The sequence below is a fragment of the Legionella bozemanae genome (genome assembly GCF_900450575.1).
Lineage (GTDB): Bacteria > Pseudomonadota > Gammaproteobacteria > Legionellales > Legionellaceae > Legionella > Legionella bozemanae.
This window is the reverse complement of sequence record NZ_UGGY01000001.1, coordinates 1,168,893-1,184,448: the sequence shown is the minus strand read 5'-3', so window position 1 is coordinate 1,184,448 and position 15,556 is coordinate 1,168,893. Positions and strand designations below refer to the sequence as shown.

Sequence of the window (15,556 nt, the reverse complement as noted above, 5' to 3'; positions counted from 1 at the left end):
GTACTCGTTTAAAACAAAAACTTCTACTGCTGTGCTTGTAACCAATAAGTATTTTTAGGTGTTGGCAAAAGCATTTGTAATTTTTCGGTGGCCAGCTCTTCTACGCGTGCCGGCGTAGCCAGGCTTGCTTGTTCTAGGAGTAACTGTCCCCATTGTAGCTGTAAATAATGTGTTAACTGTTCTTGTTGTTCCACCTTATTTAAAGTCACCCGATATGAATTGGTACTGTATACCACAGCCAAAGCACTCACTAATACAGCAACTAATAATATAATCAGCATGTATAATGATTTTGACATATGCATATCTGCCAGTTGACCATTAAATAAGGTACCTTGATTGATTACTCTCGCTGCAGCGTTCATGCTAATTTCTCCCCTATTCTAAGTACAGCACTTCGAGATCTGACGTTCTCTTTTACTTCAACTTCTTGTGGCATAATCGCCTTACCTATTCTTTTAAAATTTGTCTTTAGCGCCTCATAACGAATGGGCACCTCCGGAGGAGGTTTGGCTCCCTGTTCTTTATCGCGCATAAATTGTTTAACGATGCGATCTTCAAGGGAATGAAAACTGATCACTGCCAATCTGCCTTTGGGAGCTAGAACATTAAGGCATTGCTCCAGACAACTCTTTAAATCATTTAACTCTTGATTTACATAAATGCGTATTGCTTGAAACACGCGTGTTGCTGGATGCTTGTGTTTTTCCCATTTGGGATTTGCTTCTTTCACAATTTCCGCCAATTGCAACGTTGTAGAAATGGGCGCAATGTTTCTGGCAGCAACAATTGCTTTTGCAATACGTCCTGCAAAACGTTCTTCTCCATACAGCCTGAAAACAGAAGCCATCTCTTCTGCTTCGGCTTCATTAACAAACCGCGCAGCACTCATGGGTTGAGATAAATCCATACGCATATCCAAAGGTCCTTGTTGCATAAAACTAAAACCTCTTTCCGGATTATCCAATTGTGGTGAAGACACACCTAGATCCAACAAAATACCATCTACTTTTCCCAATACACCTGCTTCAGTAGCAAACTCTTCAATTTGTGCAAATGAACCTTGAAATATATGAAAACGCTTATCGTGACTAAAATGATCTGTGGCGTATGCGATCGCTTCTATATCTTTATCTATGGCATATAAGCGACCTTGATCATTTAAATGTTGCAAAATTTCTCTACTATGGCCCCCACGCCCAAAAGTACCATCAAAATAGACACCTCCACTTTTAATGGCCAGACCTTCTATTGACTCATGAAGTAATACTGATTGATGCGTTGCCATTTTTTGTTTCCATTACAAAGAAAACGTTTTCATTTCATCGGGTAACCCGCTGGTTCCGGAGCTTTCCTCAGCCAACCATTGTTCACGTCGGGTTTCCCAAAGATCCTTACTCCATACTTCAAATTTATTTCCTTGACCTATCATCACTACTTCTTTTTCCAATTGCGCATAATTTCTTAAAACCGTAGGTAATAACACCCGTCCATTTGCATCGACTTCAATATCGGTCGCATGACCGATTAATAAACGCTGTATTCTTCGTGCAGCAGCATTAAAACTGGGTAATTTTTGCAAATTATCCTCAATAATTTGCCATTGAGCTGCAGTATAGAGCAGCAAACATGTTTCCTCAGTATCAATTGTCACCACCAGAGGAGTTTTTTCTTCAGCGCCCAGCGCGGCTCGATAACGCGTAGGGATAGCTAGGCGCCCTTTAGTATCAATGGTGATGGCATTTATTCCACGAAACATGGTTTTCTTTTATGTGGAAGTTTTTATCTTCCACAATTCTCCACTTTTTTATTATTTTACCCCACTTTTATACACTATAGAAACACATTTCTCCATGCGTCAAGATAAAAACCCACTTTTTGGATAATTTATTTAGGGACCATGGAAAAAATGATTAAAAACAGAACTTTATTTAAAAAATATGCGCATTTATTGAGTGGACTTTTTTCAAAATTCGCTGCGAAGTGTGAGGAGTAGAGCCAGAATGTACACGCACGAGCACCGCATCGCCATCGGCCTATTAACGAAAAACTCTAGAGATAGACTAGCGGAACAAATTGGAGTTAAAGAAACAGCCATGAGAAATCAAATAACGCGACTTTGCCAAAAAGAAATTTTCCGTCGCATAGGAACAGGAGAATTTGAAGCAAACCCAAACCTTTTTGCTCGAAGCGCTTGGTCTGATATCCATAACGACGAAAATGTTTCAAGTTAACAATAAATTATAAAAACAAAAAACGTATCCTTAAATGGTTCAGCATTAAGCGATTAAAAGCCGTACTGGCGACTAAAGTGTTGACTATTGCCAACATATTTTTAAAGTTCATAAAAAAATGCCTGTTGAACCATTGGCAAAATAATTCAAGCACAGCTAATCTGGTTTTAAGCGCTAAAACTTATGGCTCATAAATCATATCATCTAATAATTATTCATTAGCCATAAGTATTTTTGAATATTGTCAAAATTTTAACAGCATATCCTTCGCACCTTCAACAATCGCACTATCGGTAAGGATTTCTTTCTGGGAATTAACAAAAGACTTAGTCACCAACCCATATAACTCTTGAGGCAGCTTTTTAGTCATAGCAAAGAATCTTTGTGTGTTTTGTGTTGCATTTTGAGCATTAGGAATTACATATCCATCTCTAGCAAGCATTATTAATCCAGCCAACTCCTTTCTTTGTTTATTTTCACAAAAAGGCTTTAAAAAGACATCAAGACTAACTCTTTTTTCAAGCTCTTGATTAAGTTTTTGCTCAATGATATTTTTTCTTTCAGCAACACTTGTATCATCATTCCCATTAAAAAATGGATGAATGTAAAAAAGAGAATAAGGGCTAATACGGTAATGCTTTCCGCCCACATCAATTGTGTAAAGACGATCTGCCCCTGTCGCATCCTGCAAATAATCCAAGAAATGTTGCTCAATTTTTTCTAAATTTGAGTGCAATAATTCTACGAAATAGCCTTCTTTTCTACTCATCAAACGGTTAATAATTTTTGCTTCATGCGATTTTGAATCAAAAACTTCTGAAGCTTCTATTTCGGCAATTAGATCATCAATTGATTTAAAATCAAATTGCTCGCCAAAATTAAATGGAAAAATTTGGCTGTATTCAATACCTGATTGATATTTATTATGTCTCCAAGGCATCCATTCAACTAAGAAATATCCCAAGGAAAAATCGTTGCCAGCATTGTATTCTGCGCCGCCCCCCCATTCTTTAGCTTGATATAAAAAAGTAAGCGCTTCATTTTTGGTTAACATCAAAATCACCTATAAGCAATTAAATTGTGCTATATTTTATCAAATAGATTTTTTTTTACAATATTTTTATTTCAAATAGTAAGCCTAGTTACAAACCTACCTTAAAGACATCGTCTAAAGGCTCCTGAGACCAGGCGATGTCTTTATTGAATTTTTTTTGCTTTATAGCTCGAAATTTCTACGCATCAAAATTTGCCAAAATAAACAAAAATTCTGAGCGATAGCGAAGTCCTTATTTTACGCCTACATCGTGCGGTTTTTTTGAGTCCCCAAAAACCGCTATAAAGGATAAGAAGGAGTTTCTAGTACCAGTAAGGGTTATAGAGGAATTTGAAAAAGTACCAAGACAATATTATGAAGTGTTAACCATTCTTCAACAATGCCAACACCATTTGACTGCAACAGTAGAGAGGAAAGGCATGTTTCAAAAAGTTAATGCCGAAGAATGAATTAAGTTAATCAATTATTCATCAAAGCAGCTAACCTTATCCCTTGCAAAACCAAATCAGGAACGAGGTGATCATACACTTCCTGTTTTTCAAATAAGGAAGCAAATCCACCTGTTGCTAAAATCAAAGCGTTTTCCGTATCGAACGCATCTTGGTTCAAGCGTTGAATCAATTCGCGGCAAGCACCAATAGCACCGTAATAAACACCTGACTGAATACTTTCTATTGTTGAGCGTCCGACCGAATTTTCAATTTTTATGATTTCTACAGCAGGTAATTTCGCTGTATTTTTTGACAACGCATCTACCGAGAGCCTAACCCCTGGTAAAATAGCACCTCCCATATATACTTTCTGGGCACTAATGACACAAAAAGTAGTTGCAGTACCAAAGTCAATAATAATCACATTTTGGTTTGGGTAGATATGTGTTGCTGCAATTGCATTTGCAATTCTGTCTGCACCCACTTCTATAGGGTTACGATATTTGATATTCAGGCCTGTTTTAACTCCCGCCTGTAATAAAAAAGGCTCTAAAGAAAAATATTTAACACAGGCTGCACGCAATGAATAATCAATTTGAGGGACAACAGAACAAATACCAATCTGTTTAATTGCTTCAGGAGAACAATTATTTTCTCGCAAAACACTTTTCAAAAAGATACCCAATTCATCAGATGTACTTATTTTAGATGTATGACGAAAACGAAGCTTGATCTCTTCCCCATCAAAAACGCCACCATAGATATGAGAATTTCCAACATCAATACAAAGAATCATAATGTCATGCATCCAGTCTAAAAAACATGATAGTAAATTGCGATGTTCATATTAGCAAGGTGTTCGCTAGAAAAAATGAAATCGCAAATTAAAAATTTTTTGATAAAAAGAAAAATACTTTGATTTTAGATCCCAGATAGAGTTTTTCGATAAGCGCCTCTCATTGTAGAGGGATTATTGTTGTTCCAAATTAAGTTGTTTGTCTTCCTGCATTTCGTTCAGTGATGCTGTGTTTTGTGTTGATGAAACTAAAAAGCTTAAATCGGTCAATCTCTTACTTTGTTTTAAAATAGCCATTAAAGGTTCAGAAGCATATAATGCCGCTTTCTCTTCTTTCGATAAGATCAAGGTACCCTCTTTAACTTCATCAAGAGCTTCTTCAAGTAAGGGTAGTACTTTATCCATCTTAGAAAATTTGTCGAATAAACATCTTAAATCACCATGAGGACACTCCTCCATTTGGGCAATTACTGCTAAATTTTGAAAAAATTTTAAAACTTCCCGATGATTCTGAGATTCAACGATTGCAGATAAACGATTATCGAGTTTTTCCATCTCAAGGGCATCTTCTTTTAATTCTTGCAATCTTTGGCTTACGTTTATTCCAAATAGTTCTCTCATCGTTTTTAAGGTAGACCCCTCATTCTTACTTTCCGATGTAGGGGCCTCCTTATTCAGAGAAACTTTATATTTTTCTGATGATAATGAGGATTGATTTTCTAATGAGTCATCCAGGGAAGGTTCAAGAGATTCCTCATTTTCATCTGTTTGGGATTTCCATAGCCCGAGTTTTTTTATTTGAGCGCTGACGATTGGCGCGAGCAGGGCAACAGCAACCCGCCCCACTACATAAAGAGCACCTAGTCCTGCGCTACCTGCAACAATACCAAGACCAACAGGAGGAAAAAATAGACTGAGTGCCAAACCGATAATAGCAACAGATGTAAGGGCTGCAGTGACACCTCTATCCATAAATGCTGCAGTTCCCAAACCTTTAAGTGTTTTCTCATCCTCCAATTTTTTATTAGAAAGCTCCTGTAACTTGGCTTTTTCAATTTCATATTTATAATTTAAGTCTTCAATTTCTTTGCAAATAGCTTTGGCATTTTCTTCATCATTTTCATCAAGTTCTTTTAATTTCTTGCTCAACAATTTAGCATTTTCCTGCATCTCCTCTAAAAGGTCCTCTTGAACCTTTATCTTTTCATTAGTTTCTCGCAACGATTTTTTAATCGTATAACGTTTGTAAATCATATTTCCTATAGAGACCAAACTAAGTATCAAACTTAAACTGGCCATAGCTAAGGCAATTGGAGGCGCTGCGGCGGGAACCAAAATGGCAGTTAAAGTCAAGCCCAATAATAATGCTGAATAAGCCCAACGTGCATTATTGGAAAGGGTAAAAGGCGGGGGATCTCCAGCAATAAGTGCAAAGAAATAAATCAAAGGAATACGAACAAAATTAACTGCTGCAACACCTAAGCCAGCATATTGAAAACCGGCACTTGCTCCTTGCAACGCTTGAGACGTATTACCCAGACTTTTGATTAGAGCTGTAGTTGCAGTACCAGAACTTCCTAAACTTTGTAAGAAACCAGAAAGTAATGGAATCTTATTTATAAGTAATCTAAGTATAAATTTTTTTTGTTCTGGAGGTACAGGAGTAATCTGCACCTTCATTGACATTTCTTCTGCAAGATTTTCTGCACTACGAAGCCTTTCTATCAAATCATTGGGTAATTTTTCTCTGCTCATTTGATTTTACTTTACATGACTTGTTTCTCTTAAATATAGCTCAAATATTATCGTCTCGTTACCTGACGATATAATTAATTTCAGTTAAATCCAAGTACAGCAATCGCTCATTTTATTTTTCATTATTAAAATTGGCATTGTCAGTACCTCAATAAAAAAGCCCTGCAATGCACAGGGCAGTAGTGGAGATTATCATCTTTATTAACATCAATTGCTCATCAAAAATTTCTTTTTGATGAGCAATTGATTAGTAGGGTTTAACAATTACTGTAGTACCAATATCAGCAAAATCTTCGTTTAACCATTTTGCTGCACTGGGTAAAACACGGATACAGCCATGGCTTGCATTATAGTTAGGTACTTCATATGCTGCATGAATAGAATAACCTCCATGGAAATGCATGCAGTATGGCATTTTTGCACCGCCATGTGTTTCTAATGGATAAATACTGGATGTACACTCTTCACCTTTTTTAGAATAAATATGGAATGTTCCAGTCACTGTACGACAGGGTTTACCTGCATCCTCACAGAAATCTTTACCCCCGGAAGCACTACCGGTATTTACCCTATTACCATCCTTATCGTAAGCAGCCCACGCTGTTGCTTTAGGGTCAAAGACAATCACTTTTTTCCCAGTCGCCGGTCTTTTCTCAGGAAAGGAATGAGCCCCCCTATGGTCAGATTTCATACTCATCGTATAATGTGTGTAGCCCGCATCATCAACTATAGGGACTGATCTATCCATGGAAGCACAGGATGTTGCTAAAGCACACACTGGGACTAACGCTAGATATTTTTTCACTTTATTTCTCCCTCTTTTTTTCTATTTATCGGGAGATTTAAAAATAGGTTTAGGTTTTTTTATAAATTTTTCCTACATTGTGTGTTTTTTATGACCTTAGAGTTTATTTAATGGTTACTTTTTTGGTTGTTTTGGGAGCATAAATTGAATGGCACTCATTAACTGTTCATCAGTACATTCAAAGCATCCTCCCCGAGGCGGCATTGCATTTAAACCCTCATCAGTATGTTTAAAGAGCACTTCCATTCCCTGTTTTAAACGTATTTTCCAATCTGCTTTTTCACCAATTCTAGGGGCACCTATAGGAATTAATGGTTTGCTCGCATGACAATTGGCGCAAAAATGATTGTAAATTTGTTCCCCTTCATCTTTGGTACCGCTAATTGATTGCAAGAACTCTTGGGGATGATGACTTTCTGCATGAACCGGTAATTGAAATATCAGTAAAATCACTACATAAATAATGAAATGAATCATAATGTAATACTCTCCTAAAAATTGGCATAATATTTGCAGTTTGCAACAAGTTATTTAAAGAGGGATTATTTGTGAAAAAGTGCATACTAAGTGTTTTACTATTTTTTGCAAGTACAGGATTACATGCTGAAGCAATGCAGGCGCCTGAAATACTAACGAATAAAATAGAACAACATATACGTAATGAGCTTTCTTCATATAAAGAAGGAATAATTCGCGTTACAGCGGATAAAATTGATTCGCGTTTAAATCTCAAAGCATGTGCTGAAGAGCAATTAGTTGTGTTTAATCCCTACCAATCTCCTATTTTAAACACCAGTACTATGGGAATAAAATGCCAAGAAAATGACAATCATTGGTCTTTATACGTTCCTGTTAAAATAACTGTATTAAAAACGATCTACGTAGCAAAACGTGCTCTTATTAAAGGAACTCTACTTTCCAATGATGATATTTATCAAACAGAAATGGATGTACAAAGATTAAATCACGGCTATTTTACTAAAAAGGATTTATTAATAGGGCAAATATGCAAACAGAATATTCCCCCAAACAGCCCGCTTAATCCGCATAATATAGAAGCAGCAAAATTGATTAATAAAGGAGAACATGTTTCTATTATTGCTAGTGATAGCAATTTAACTGTAAGTATGGATGGTATTGCTTTGGAAGAAGGTTCACTGGGTGAAACCATTAAAGTACGCAATCTTTCTTCCAAAAAAATTATTGAAGCTCAGATTACTGACTCAAAGAAAGTGAATGTTATTATTTAAGAACTAGGGCTACTTACGTTTCACTAACTTGAGCCAAAATGGCCTGATTTTCGGATACCGAAGTGCAGCATACACACAATATGTAAGACTCGGAACATAAATCAGGACAGCTTAACCAAGATAATAGAAATGCAAACATACCTTTTAATTAAATTTACTAAAGATTTTTACAAAATAGCCGATACATTTAGAAGTCGAACGTGATTGAGGATAAATTATGTTTAATCAAATCAGTGATGCAGTTCCTGTAAAAACTCTAGAGGCAGACAATCGTTTAAAAATAAAACACCAAGAAAAAATCCAAAGTTTGATTGAGGATTCCTCATCACATGTCAATATTAGTGATACCTCCAAACAGTTAGAAGCTATAAAAAACTCTCTTCGGGAAGTTTCTGAAATCAATGAGGCACGAGTTTTATATTTTAAATCTGAAATAGCACTCGGAAACTATCAGATTGATAGTGACAAAATTGCCATGAAAATGTTAAATGTAGAACCTGCATAAATTCTAAGGGCAATAATTATATGGATCATAAGATAAAAACATTGAGCAGCCATTTGGAACAAGAAATTAATTGGATAGAGTCACTCAATTCTTTGCTGGCTGAGGAGAAAGAAATTCTCACCTCCCGTGAATTTAATAAGCTTGAAGAATTCGCGAATAAAAAACAGGAATTATCAAGTAAGTTAGAAGAAAGTGCCAAACAACGCTTGCAACTTATTAACTATACGAATCCCAATCAAGATATGAACCTCGTTTTAACTGAGTTTCTTAAAGAGTGCACTGTTGAGGAAACAAATCAAATCAATGAATTAAATACTAAGCTTGCTGAACTACTAACATGCTGTCGTGAATTAAATGCAGTAAATGGACAAATAATAGCCAACAATCTTTATGTCCGTCAAGAAATTGTCAATACACTGTCAGGAAATCAAGCAAATGCAGTCAGTGTTTATACTTCCACTGGAAATATTCAATCACCAAAAGACAATACACATCATCAGGAAGCCTAAAAATATTGAGCAAAATTTCTTCTGGGTGACAGTAAAGCTGTAGCCCAGAAAAAATTAATCAACTTCTTTCTTATTGGGTAGCAGGTGCACTCCATCAACGATTTGTCTTTATAGCTTTATTTTTTAGCAGGCATAGTATTGTCTTGCATTTTTAGAGAGTAGGTTAAATCAAAATGATCCAACCTACTTGCTATGCGCTGCAAATTCCATTAAAAATCCGAGGATTTACTTCATGCGAAGGGCACCATCCAAACGGATCACTTCGCCATTCATCATTCCATTTTCAATAATATGTGCAACTAACGAAGCAAATTCATCGGGTTTACCAAAACGTTTGGGGAAAGTCATGGTTGCCACCAAATTATCTTGTACCTCTTGTGGCATATTTAATAGCATAGGTGTCGCTATTAATCCAGGTGCAATAGTATTTACGCGAATGGCGAACTGAGCAAGCTCTCGCGCAGCAGGTAAGGTCATTGCCACAACCCCTCCTTTGGAAGCACTATATGCGGCTTGACCAATTTGGCCTTCAAATGCTGCAATAGAGGCTGTGTTAATAATAACACCACGTTCCTGGGAATTACTTTCTAACTCCAAGCTGGTCATTGCATGTGCTGCAACTCTCATTACATTGAAAGTACCAATAAGATTAACATCAATCACCTGTTTAAAGACAGCCAAAGGCATAGCACCTTCTTTCCCAACAATACGCTTAGCAGGAGCAATACCTGCACAATTCACACACACTCTCGGTGTTCCTAATTGCTCTATTGTTTGTTGCATCGCCTTTTCAACTGATTCATCACTGGTTACATCACAGCTGATAAATAAATCGGCTTCACTTTGGTCATCTGCTTGCTTATCCCATACCACAACACGCATTCCACACTTCTGTAAGTATTGAACACTTGCTTTGCCCATACCAGAGGCGCCACCTGTAATCAAGGCGATTTGATTCGTAAAATTCACTATGATTCTCCATAATTTGTAGCCTGGGTGCAGCGTAGCAGAACCCGGGTTAACAAACATAGAATTCCCGGGTTCCGCTACGCTGCACCCAGGCTACAATTAACTAGGATCTGCTACATTTCGCGAGCTTGACCCAAAATGGTCTGGTTTTCGAGTACCGAAGCGCAGCATACATGCAACGCAGAAAATCAGGTCAGTTTGGCCAAGATAGTAGAAATGCAAACAGATCCTTAAAAAAACTCCTTACTCAATTGTTTGAACTCAGGAGTCCCAGCCTTTCTTAACCATTCGAAAAAAACCATTTCCGTGGTAACCAAATGAACTCCTGCATGTTTCATTCGTTTCAATCCATATTTCATATTTTGTTCACCACGGCAACTCACTGCATCGGCAACAACAAAAACATCATATCCTGCATCTTTCATTTCCAGCGCAGTTTGTAAGATACAAACATGTGTTTCAATACCAATAAGAATTAATTGTTTTTTATGAAATTGCTTTAAGCGCTCTGCATATTTAGGCTCGCTCATGCAAGAAAAATTTACTTTATCAACAACACATTCTTGCTGATTAAAATAGGATTGAAATTGTTTCAAAGTTGTCCCAAGACCTTGTGGATATTGTTCACTCACTAAAATGGGGACATTAATTCGTTTGGCTAATTTTAAAAGCCATTCGCAACGCGCGATAAATGCTTCACTATCTAATACGGCTGGTGTTAATTTTTCTTGCACATCAACCAATAATAAGAGTGAATCCTCTTTATTAAGTAACATCCTTATTCTCCTTAGGCGCATAATTTGAAGATCTTGAAATTAAAGCTAGGCCTGTTTCCATTTCGCTTGAGCAAAAATGGCCTTATTTTCGAGTACCGAAGCGCAGCATACACAGAGTATGTGAACATCGGAACACAGAAAAGCAGGTCAGTTTAGCTAGTAGAAATAGAAACAGACCTTAATGCCTGGGTGAAATGAATCACAAACCAGGCTATAAGTCCATCAGTAGAGGAATTTTCAGTAAATCACTAAACCCCAGCGATATCAATTGTTTTCATTTTAACATCCATCTGCTTGTTATTTCGCTGAATGGATACCGTTATTTGTTCCCCAACTTTTATATCGGTAAGCATATTGTATAAAACATCATAGTTAGGAACTGCATGTCCATTTAATGCTACGATAATATCACCTAACTCGATATGCCCCCAAGCATCTCGGTGAGTACCGCGCAAATGAGCTTTATCTGCGGGTGTATTGCGTATCACGTCTGCAATTAATATTCCTTTGCGTATGCCTAATCGATGAGCAATACTCGGTGGAACACTTTGAATACCAATCCCGGACAATACGACTCGCCCATTTTTAATAATTTGCGTCACGATACGATCAATATCATCTGCTGGGACAGCAAAACCAATTCCAGCAGACGAACCTGATTGGGAATAAATCATAGTGTTCATACCAATTAATTGTCCAGCACTATTCAATAATGGGCCTCCTGAATTGCCTGGATTAATTGGCGTATCTGTTTGAATCATATTACGAATTGTAACCCCGCCAATGCCTGGAACTTTTCTACCCAAAGCAGAAATCACACCTTTAGATAAACTATGATCCAGACCAAAAGGATTACCAATCGCAATTGCCTTTTGCCCTACCATGAGATCATTAAGATGTACTATTTCAAACGGTTTAAATTCTTTTAGCAGCGCCAAGGCTTGTGGTGATTCAATCTTTAATACAGCGATATCCTTACGTGGCTCTGCTCCGACGACTTTAACAGGTACCGTCAACTTACCTAAAGTAATTGCCAATTTATCAGCACCCTTAATCACGTGAAAATTGGTAACTATATACCCATTATTATTCCAGACAATTCCAGAGCCTGCTCCATCGGATACTTGCTTTTTCTGTAATGATCTATTGGTTATTGTTGCTAATCTGTGAACATATACTACCTTAGGGGATGCGTCATGAAAAACTTGTACCGTATTTTGTTCATCAGGAAGAAGGGAATTTACACTTGTACTATGTCCTGGTAAAGCCAGAATAGAACATAGCATAAAAGTAATAAACCATAAAAAACGTTCTCTTGCCATCAATATATCTCCACCAATTAGGACCATATGCGTGCATTTCTCCAAATGCAGGTGAATTGTAATATATAACGACAAAAATGTCATCAAATGAGTCAGAAGAATAATTTTCACGCAAATGTCATTGAGTGAGTTTTCTCTTCCTCTTTCTTTTTTTCTTGTTGATTAACATCATCATGCTGCTCATCTTGGTGTACTTTATCTCGTGGCTTAGCCTCGTTATGCACTACATCTTCCTGTTTCTCAGGCACCGGATCATTTATTTCGTGTTGTATTTTATCTACGTTCGCTCGTGACACATTCTCTACTCGCGTTTGCACCAGCGAAATTCCGGGAGTTACTGATACTCCAAAATATTGCATCAAAAATTGTATTGGCATCATGAGCATATCTTTAAAAGTCATAGTTGATGCTTCCATGCTTTTCACAGCCACAATTTCTGTATCATCGATATGACGTAAATATACTTTTTCCAACAAAGCTGAATGCTGTTTGTACACACTATCCAAACTGGCATTCCGTGACTTTTCCTGGTTCAAAAGATATCTTTGAAAATCAGTATGGGCATCCCATAGAGAAGCTCTTCTTTCTTGTAATTCTTTGAGCTCACTATCATAGAATGCTATTTTATGATCAATTTCTTCTCTTAATCGATCACACGCAGTTTTCCGCTCAGATGAAACAGCCCCACTAACTATTGAGTCTGACTCTTTCACAATAACTTTGGCATAACGCTCAACAAGCTCTGTTTTTTTGTTTAAAATCTCTTCTATTTTAGTATCTATATACCTAATTGCTTCTTTATTAGCTCCTAGCACTTGGTAATGAGAGTCGAATCGCTTCTCATTTTGCATTTGCGCGCGGATTTGCTCCAGTTCCATTACTTCTTGGGTCAATGCCCTGCTTTGTGCCATATCATTTAACTGCTTGTCTCGGCTTAACAGGATTTGTCTTATAAATGCCGCCAAAATAACAACAGCCCCCAATGCTGCAGTACAAATAAGTGCTATACTGACTGGCTCCATAGTCAACTCCTTTAATTGGACAAATGAATCAATTGAGTATGAATTTCAACAGCAAAATACTGACTAAAAGTTTGGAGTGAATCCATCAATGGCCATTGATCGGGCTGACTTGACATACGACTCATCGCTGCTGCAAAAATGGAAATATAGTTCTCTTTGATAAAGGGTTTTATCTCAGTCAAATTAGAAAAATTTTTCACCAAAGCAGTAGCATTTTCTTCCAAGTGTGATAATTCTACCTTTTCAATAACTCCGACCAAATTATCTTGGTCCTCCATTGTTTTTTTAATCCAGTTAAGTAAAGCCACACGAGGTTTAATGAACAGTAATTGATGACTTGTTTCTATTGAAGGTTCCATTAACACAATATGGTTGTGCAATTCAAATTTAAAGCAACAAAGAAAATCAAGAAAATTAGTTTCAATTTCATTGCGTGCTTTATCACCTAGCCAACGACAAATTTCGTGGCGAAACATTGTTGAAAAATGCTTTTCTATTTCATCCAGGGTCGCATCATCTGAGTTTTGTTTGTGTAATACATATGCGGTATTGTCAATTTGCAATAATCTAAGATCTGGTAACTTTGCTTCAGGTAATTGCGAAGCAAGAAATGATAAAAAAACAGCTGTAGGTTTTAATACCACGATTTCATGTTGGCGGTCGTGCATCGATCTCTCCTTAGATTTGACCTAAATCACCTACCAACAAATTACAGCACACACCTAAATGCATTGAGCCTGCAATCTATCTTAAGATCTTTTTTGCTCTGTGGCATTCAATTCAGCCCCTATTTTAAAATTAAAAAAATCTTAAAAAAACTCACAGCGTCAATGCATTAAGTGAATTCGCTACAATCTTTAGCAAATGATTCAGCTGACTTTACTCATCCTGAGTACAGCAAAGGCCCCTATTTAAAACGATAGACTATATATCGACACTTAGCGAGTCATCTTTAATTTTTTGATGACCTAGGTGAAATTTTATCATTTAACTTATGAAATATTTTAATAACTTATTGAAATTAATTAAATTTTTATGAGATAACATGTCATATCCAAGCAAGCATTTATTCCAAAAAGAAAGATATGCAAGTATCAAATTCAGAATTCATTAAGATAATATGTTCATTTTATAACCCAATTGATTTATAATATTTCTTTTTGCCAAAATTATTGTGGTCGTTATCATGTATAACAAATTAGAAGCAACACATCAACTTGAAGAAACTCAGAAAAAACGGATTCAACTTTTATCCAAAATCCAACAACTGCCGACTAAGGAATTAAATGAATGCTTCGCATTTTGGTTAGGAAATGATCCCATCAAAAAAGGAGATCTGGAACCTTATAAAACAGACAAGCCTTTTGTTTTTGTAGGAACTTCTATTTTTGGTGCTATTGCTTTGGCCTGTAATTTAGGGGAAAAAGTAAGTAGTGTGCCGCAAGTAATTATTGTTGACTTAAGTCCACAAGTTGCAGACAGTTGGGATTTAATTAAAACCTATTTTGGTTCAAGTACTGAAACTGAACCAACATCATTTGTTAATGGCTTTATTCGATTTTTAAAGGAAAAAAACATACACCAGTTTTCTATGGATATTTATGATGATGAGTCATTTCAACAATTGCATGCTTTACTTATGAATCTAATGGAAAAATATGGCTTTACACGTGTTAAAGAGATGATCAATGATGCGATCATTCTAAAACAAAGCTGGGCTCATAAGGAAACATTTCAACAAATTCGCGAAGTCTATGCTGATTTAAATATTTATGCTTATCCTTCTAATATTATTCATAGTATTGGCGATTTGAAAACTCAAAAGGACGTTGCACAGTGTGTTGAAATTCTGAAACCCGTTTTATCAATTCAAACGAATCTGGATAATGGAGAACCCAAAAAATTTCATTTAATTGAAAAGAGCACTATCTCATCAATTATGAGGGCTTTAGGCCCAGGCCCTTTTCTTAAAGAAGAGGAACAATTACAATTTAACAATGAGTTTTATACTACTAGTCCAAGTTCATTCTTTTATCAGCCAGCTGAGAAACAAGGATCAGGAAGCATTCTTCAACTCTCTTCATAAATATAACTTAAATGGTACTGAGTACAATACTCAAGTGAGACT

Annotated in this window: 18 protein-coding genes; 5 read left to right on the top strand and 13 right to left on the bottom strand. The window is 36.5% G+C overall.

All coding sequences use genetic code 11. The features are described from left to right. Positions 1-23: 23 nt before the first annotated feature. From ftsL to mraZ, 3 genes are read right to left on the bottom strand one after another with little or no spacing between them, the layout of a single operon-like run. Positions 24-365, bottom strand: a complete 342-nt coding sequence (ftsL, locus tag DY223_RS05050) for a cell division protein FtsL (protein WP_058460389.1) — start codon at positions 363-365, stop codon at positions 24-26. Further along, positions 362-1,288, bottom strand: a complete 927-nt coding sequence (rsmH, locus tag DY223_RS05045) for a 16S rRNA (cytosine(1402)-N(4))-methyltransferase RsmH (RefSeq protein ID WP_058460388.1) — start codon at positions 1,286-1,288, stop codon at positions 362-364. Before rsmH ends, ftsL begins: the two co-directional genes overlap by 4 nt. A gap of 12 nt (positions 1,289-1,300) precedes the next feature. Continuing rightward, positions 1,301-1,759, bottom strand: a complete 459-nt coding sequence (gene mraZ, locus DY223_RS05040; protein ID WP_058460387.1) for a division/cell wall cluster transcriptional repressor MraZ — start codon at positions 1,757-1,759, stop codon at positions 1,301-1,303. A gap of 244 nt (positions 1,760-2,003) precedes the next feature. Here mraZ and DY223_RS05035 point away from each other — a divergent pair, with 244 nt between their 5' ends. Further along, positions 2,004-2,234, top strand: coding sequence for a hypothetical protein (locus tag DY223_RS05035; protein WP_058460386.1), 231 nt, complete (start codon positions 2,004-2,006; stop codon positions 2,232-2,234). A gap of 244 nt (positions 2,235-2,478) precedes the next feature. Here DY223_RS05035 and DY223_RS05030 read toward each other — a convergent pair whose 3' ends face one another. The 5 genes from DY223_RS05030 to DY223_RS05010 all read right to left on the bottom strand — a co-directional run bounded on the left by DY223_RS05030 (position 2,479) and on the right by DY223_RS05010 (position 7,552). Then, positions 2,479-3,288, bottom strand: a complete 810-nt coding sequence (locus tag DY223_RS05030) for a hypothetical protein (protein ID WP_058460385.1) — start codon at positions 3,286-3,288, stop codon at positions 2,479-2,481. Between the two features lie 459 nt (positions 3,289-3,747). Next, positions 3,748-4,515 carry a type III pantothenate kinase gene (locus DY223_RS05025; RefSeq protein ID WP_058460384.1) on the bottom strand — a complete coding sequence of 256 codons (768 nt, stop codon included), beginning with the start codon at positions 4,513-4,515 and terminating at the stop codon, positions 3,748-3,750. Positions 4,516-4,689: 174 nt separating this feature from the next. Next, a complete protein-coding gene (locus tag DY223_RS05020; RefSeq protein WP_058460383.1) occupies positions 4,690-6,270 on the bottom strand; it encodes a hypothetical protein in 1,581 nt (526 codons plus the stop codon). Positions 6,271-6,517: 247 nt separating this feature from the next. Beyond that, a complete protein-coding gene (locus tag DY223_RS05015) occupies positions 6,518-7,075 on the bottom strand; it encodes a L,D-transpeptidase (RefSeq protein WP_058460382.1) in 558 nt (185 codons plus the stop codon). 114 nt (positions 7,076-7,189) lie between these two features. Beyond that, positions 7,190-7,552 (bottom strand): c-type cytochrome, encoded by a 363-nt coding sequence (locus DY223_RS05010; RefSeq protein WP_374930655.1) that lies wholly within the window; start codon positions 7,550-7,552, stop codon positions 7,190-7,192. 71 nt (positions 7,553-7,623) lie between these two features. Here DY223_RS05010 and flgA point away from each other — a divergent pair, with 71 nt between their 5' ends. The 3 genes from flgA (at position 7,624) to DY223_RS04995 (ending at position 9,339) form a co-directional block, all read left to right on the top strand. After that, the gene (gene flgA, locus DY223_RS05005; RefSeq protein ID WP_058460380.1) at positions 7,624-8,325 is read left to right on the top strand and encodes a flagellar basal body P-ring formation chaperone FlgA; all 702 of its coding nucleotides are present in this window, start codon (positions 7,624-7,626) and stop codon (positions 8,323-8,325) included. A 217-nt stretch (positions 8,326-8,542) separates the two neighbouring features. Next, entirely contained in the window at positions 8,543-8,830 is a 288-nt protein-coding gene (flgM, locus tag DY223_RS05000; RefSeq protein ID WP_058460379.1) for a flagellar biosynthesis anti-sigma factor FlgM, read from the top strand. Between the two features lie 20 nt (positions 8,831-8,850). Beyond that, entirely contained in the window at positions 8,851-9,339 is a 489-nt protein-coding gene (locus DY223_RS04995; protein ID WP_058460378.1) for a flagella synthesis protein FlgN, read from the top strand. A gap of 225 nt (positions 9,340-9,564) precedes the next feature. On the opposite strand, the gene DY223_RS04990 is transcribed toward DY223_RS04995, so the two are convergent. The 5 genes from DY223_RS04990 to DY223_RS04970 form a co-directional block, all read right to left on the bottom strand. Further along, on the bottom strand, positions 9,565-10,308 hold the full coding sequence (locus DY223_RS04990; protein WP_058460377.1) for an SDR family NAD(P)-dependent oxidoreductase: 744 nt from the start codon (positions 10,306-10,308) through the stop codon (positions 9,565-9,567). Positions 10,309-10,538: 230 nt separating this feature from the next. Next, complete coding sequence (locus DY223_RS04985) at positions 10,539-11,084, bottom strand: hydrolase (RefSeq protein WP_058460376.1); 546 nt, start codon at positions 11,082-11,084, stop codon at positions 10,539-10,541. Positions 11,085-11,332: 248 nt separating this feature from the next. After that, the gene (locus DY223_RS04980; protein ID WP_058460375.1) at positions 11,333-12,406 is read right to left on the bottom strand and encodes a S1C family serine protease; all 1,074 of its coding nucleotides are present in this window, start codon (positions 12,404-12,406) and stop codon (positions 11,333-11,335) included. Between the two features lie 107 nt (positions 12,407-12,513). After that, positions 12,514-13,428 (bottom strand): hypothetical protein, encoded by a 915-nt coding sequence (locus DY223_RS04975; protein WP_058460374.1) that lies wholly within the window; start codon positions 13,426-13,428, stop codon positions 12,514-12,516. 11 nt (positions 13,429-13,439) lie between these two features. Next, a complete protein-coding gene (locus DY223_RS04970; RefSeq protein ID WP_058460373.1) occupies positions 13,440-14,096 on the bottom strand; it encodes a hypothetical protein in 657 nt (218 codons plus the stop codon). A gap of 518 nt (positions 14,097-14,614) precedes the next feature. Here DY223_RS04970 and DY223_RS04965 point away from each other — a divergent pair. Beyond that, complete coding sequence (locus DY223_RS04965; protein ID WP_058460372.1) at positions 14,615-15,514, top strand: hypothetical protein; 900 nt, start codon at positions 14,615-14,617, stop codon at positions 15,512-15,514. The last annotated feature ends 42 nt before the right edge of the window (positions 15,515-15,556 follow it).

Excerpts from the sequence above, each read along its gene's own strand:
- ftsL (WP_058460389.1), bottom strand. The coding sequence starts at position 365 with ATGAACGCTGCAGCGAGAGTAATCAATCAAGGTACCTTATTTAATGGT.
- rsmH (WP_058460388.1), bottom strand. The coding sequence starts at position 1,288 with ATGGCAACGCATCAATCAGTATTACTTCATGAGTCAATAGAAGGTCTG.
- mraZ (WP_058460387.1), bottom strand. The coding sequence starts at position 1,759 with ATGTTTCGTGGAATAAATGCCATCACCATTGATACTAAAGGGCGCCTA.
- DY223_RS05035 (WP_058460386.1), top strand. The coding sequence starts at position 2,004 with ATGTACACGCACGAGCACCGCATCGCCATCGGCCTATTAACGAAAAAC.
- DY223_RS05030 (WP_058460385.1), bottom strand. The coding sequence starts at position 3,288 with ATGTTAACCAAAAATGAAGCGCTTACTTTTTTATATCAAGCTAAAGAA.
- DY223_RS05025 (WP_058460384.1), bottom strand. The coding sequence starts at position 4,515 with ATGATTCTTTGTATTGATGTTGGAAATTCTCATATCTATGGTGGCGTT.
- DY223_RS05020 (WP_058460383.1), bottom strand. The coding sequence starts at position 6,270 with ATGAGCAGAGAAAAATTACCCAATGATTTGATAGAAAGGCTTCGTAGT.
- DY223_RS05010 (WP_374930655.1), bottom strand. The coding sequence starts at position 7,552 with ATGATTCATTTCATTATTTATGTAGTGATTTTACTGATATTTCAATTA.
- flgM (WP_058460379.1), top strand. The coding sequence starts at position 8,543 with ATGTTTAATCAAATCAGTGATGCAGTTCCTGTAAAAACTCTAGAGGCA.
- DY223_RS04995 (WP_058460378.1), top strand. The coding sequence starts at position 8,851 with ATGGATCATAAGATAAAAACATTGAGCAGCCATTTGGAACAAGAAATT.
- DY223_RS04985 (WP_058460376.1), bottom strand. The coding sequence starts at position 11,084 with ATGTTACTTAATAAAGAGGATTCACTCTTATTATTGGTTGATGTGCAA.
- DY223_RS04980 (WP_058460375.1), bottom strand. The coding sequence starts at position 12,406 with ATGGCAAGAGAACGTTTTTTATGGTTTATTACTTTTATGCTATGTTCT.
- DY223_RS04975 (WP_058460374.1), bottom strand. The coding sequence starts at position 13,428 with ATGGAGCCAGTCAGTATAGCACTTATTTGTACTGCAGCATTGGGGGCT.
- DY223_RS04970 (WP_058460373.1), bottom strand. The coding sequence starts at position 14,096 with ATGCACGACCGCCAACATGAAATCGTGGTATTAAAACCTACAGCTGTT.
- DY223_RS04965 (WP_058460372.1), top strand. The coding sequence starts at position 14,615 with ATGTATAACAAATTAGAAGCAACACATCAACTTGAAGAAACTCAGAAA.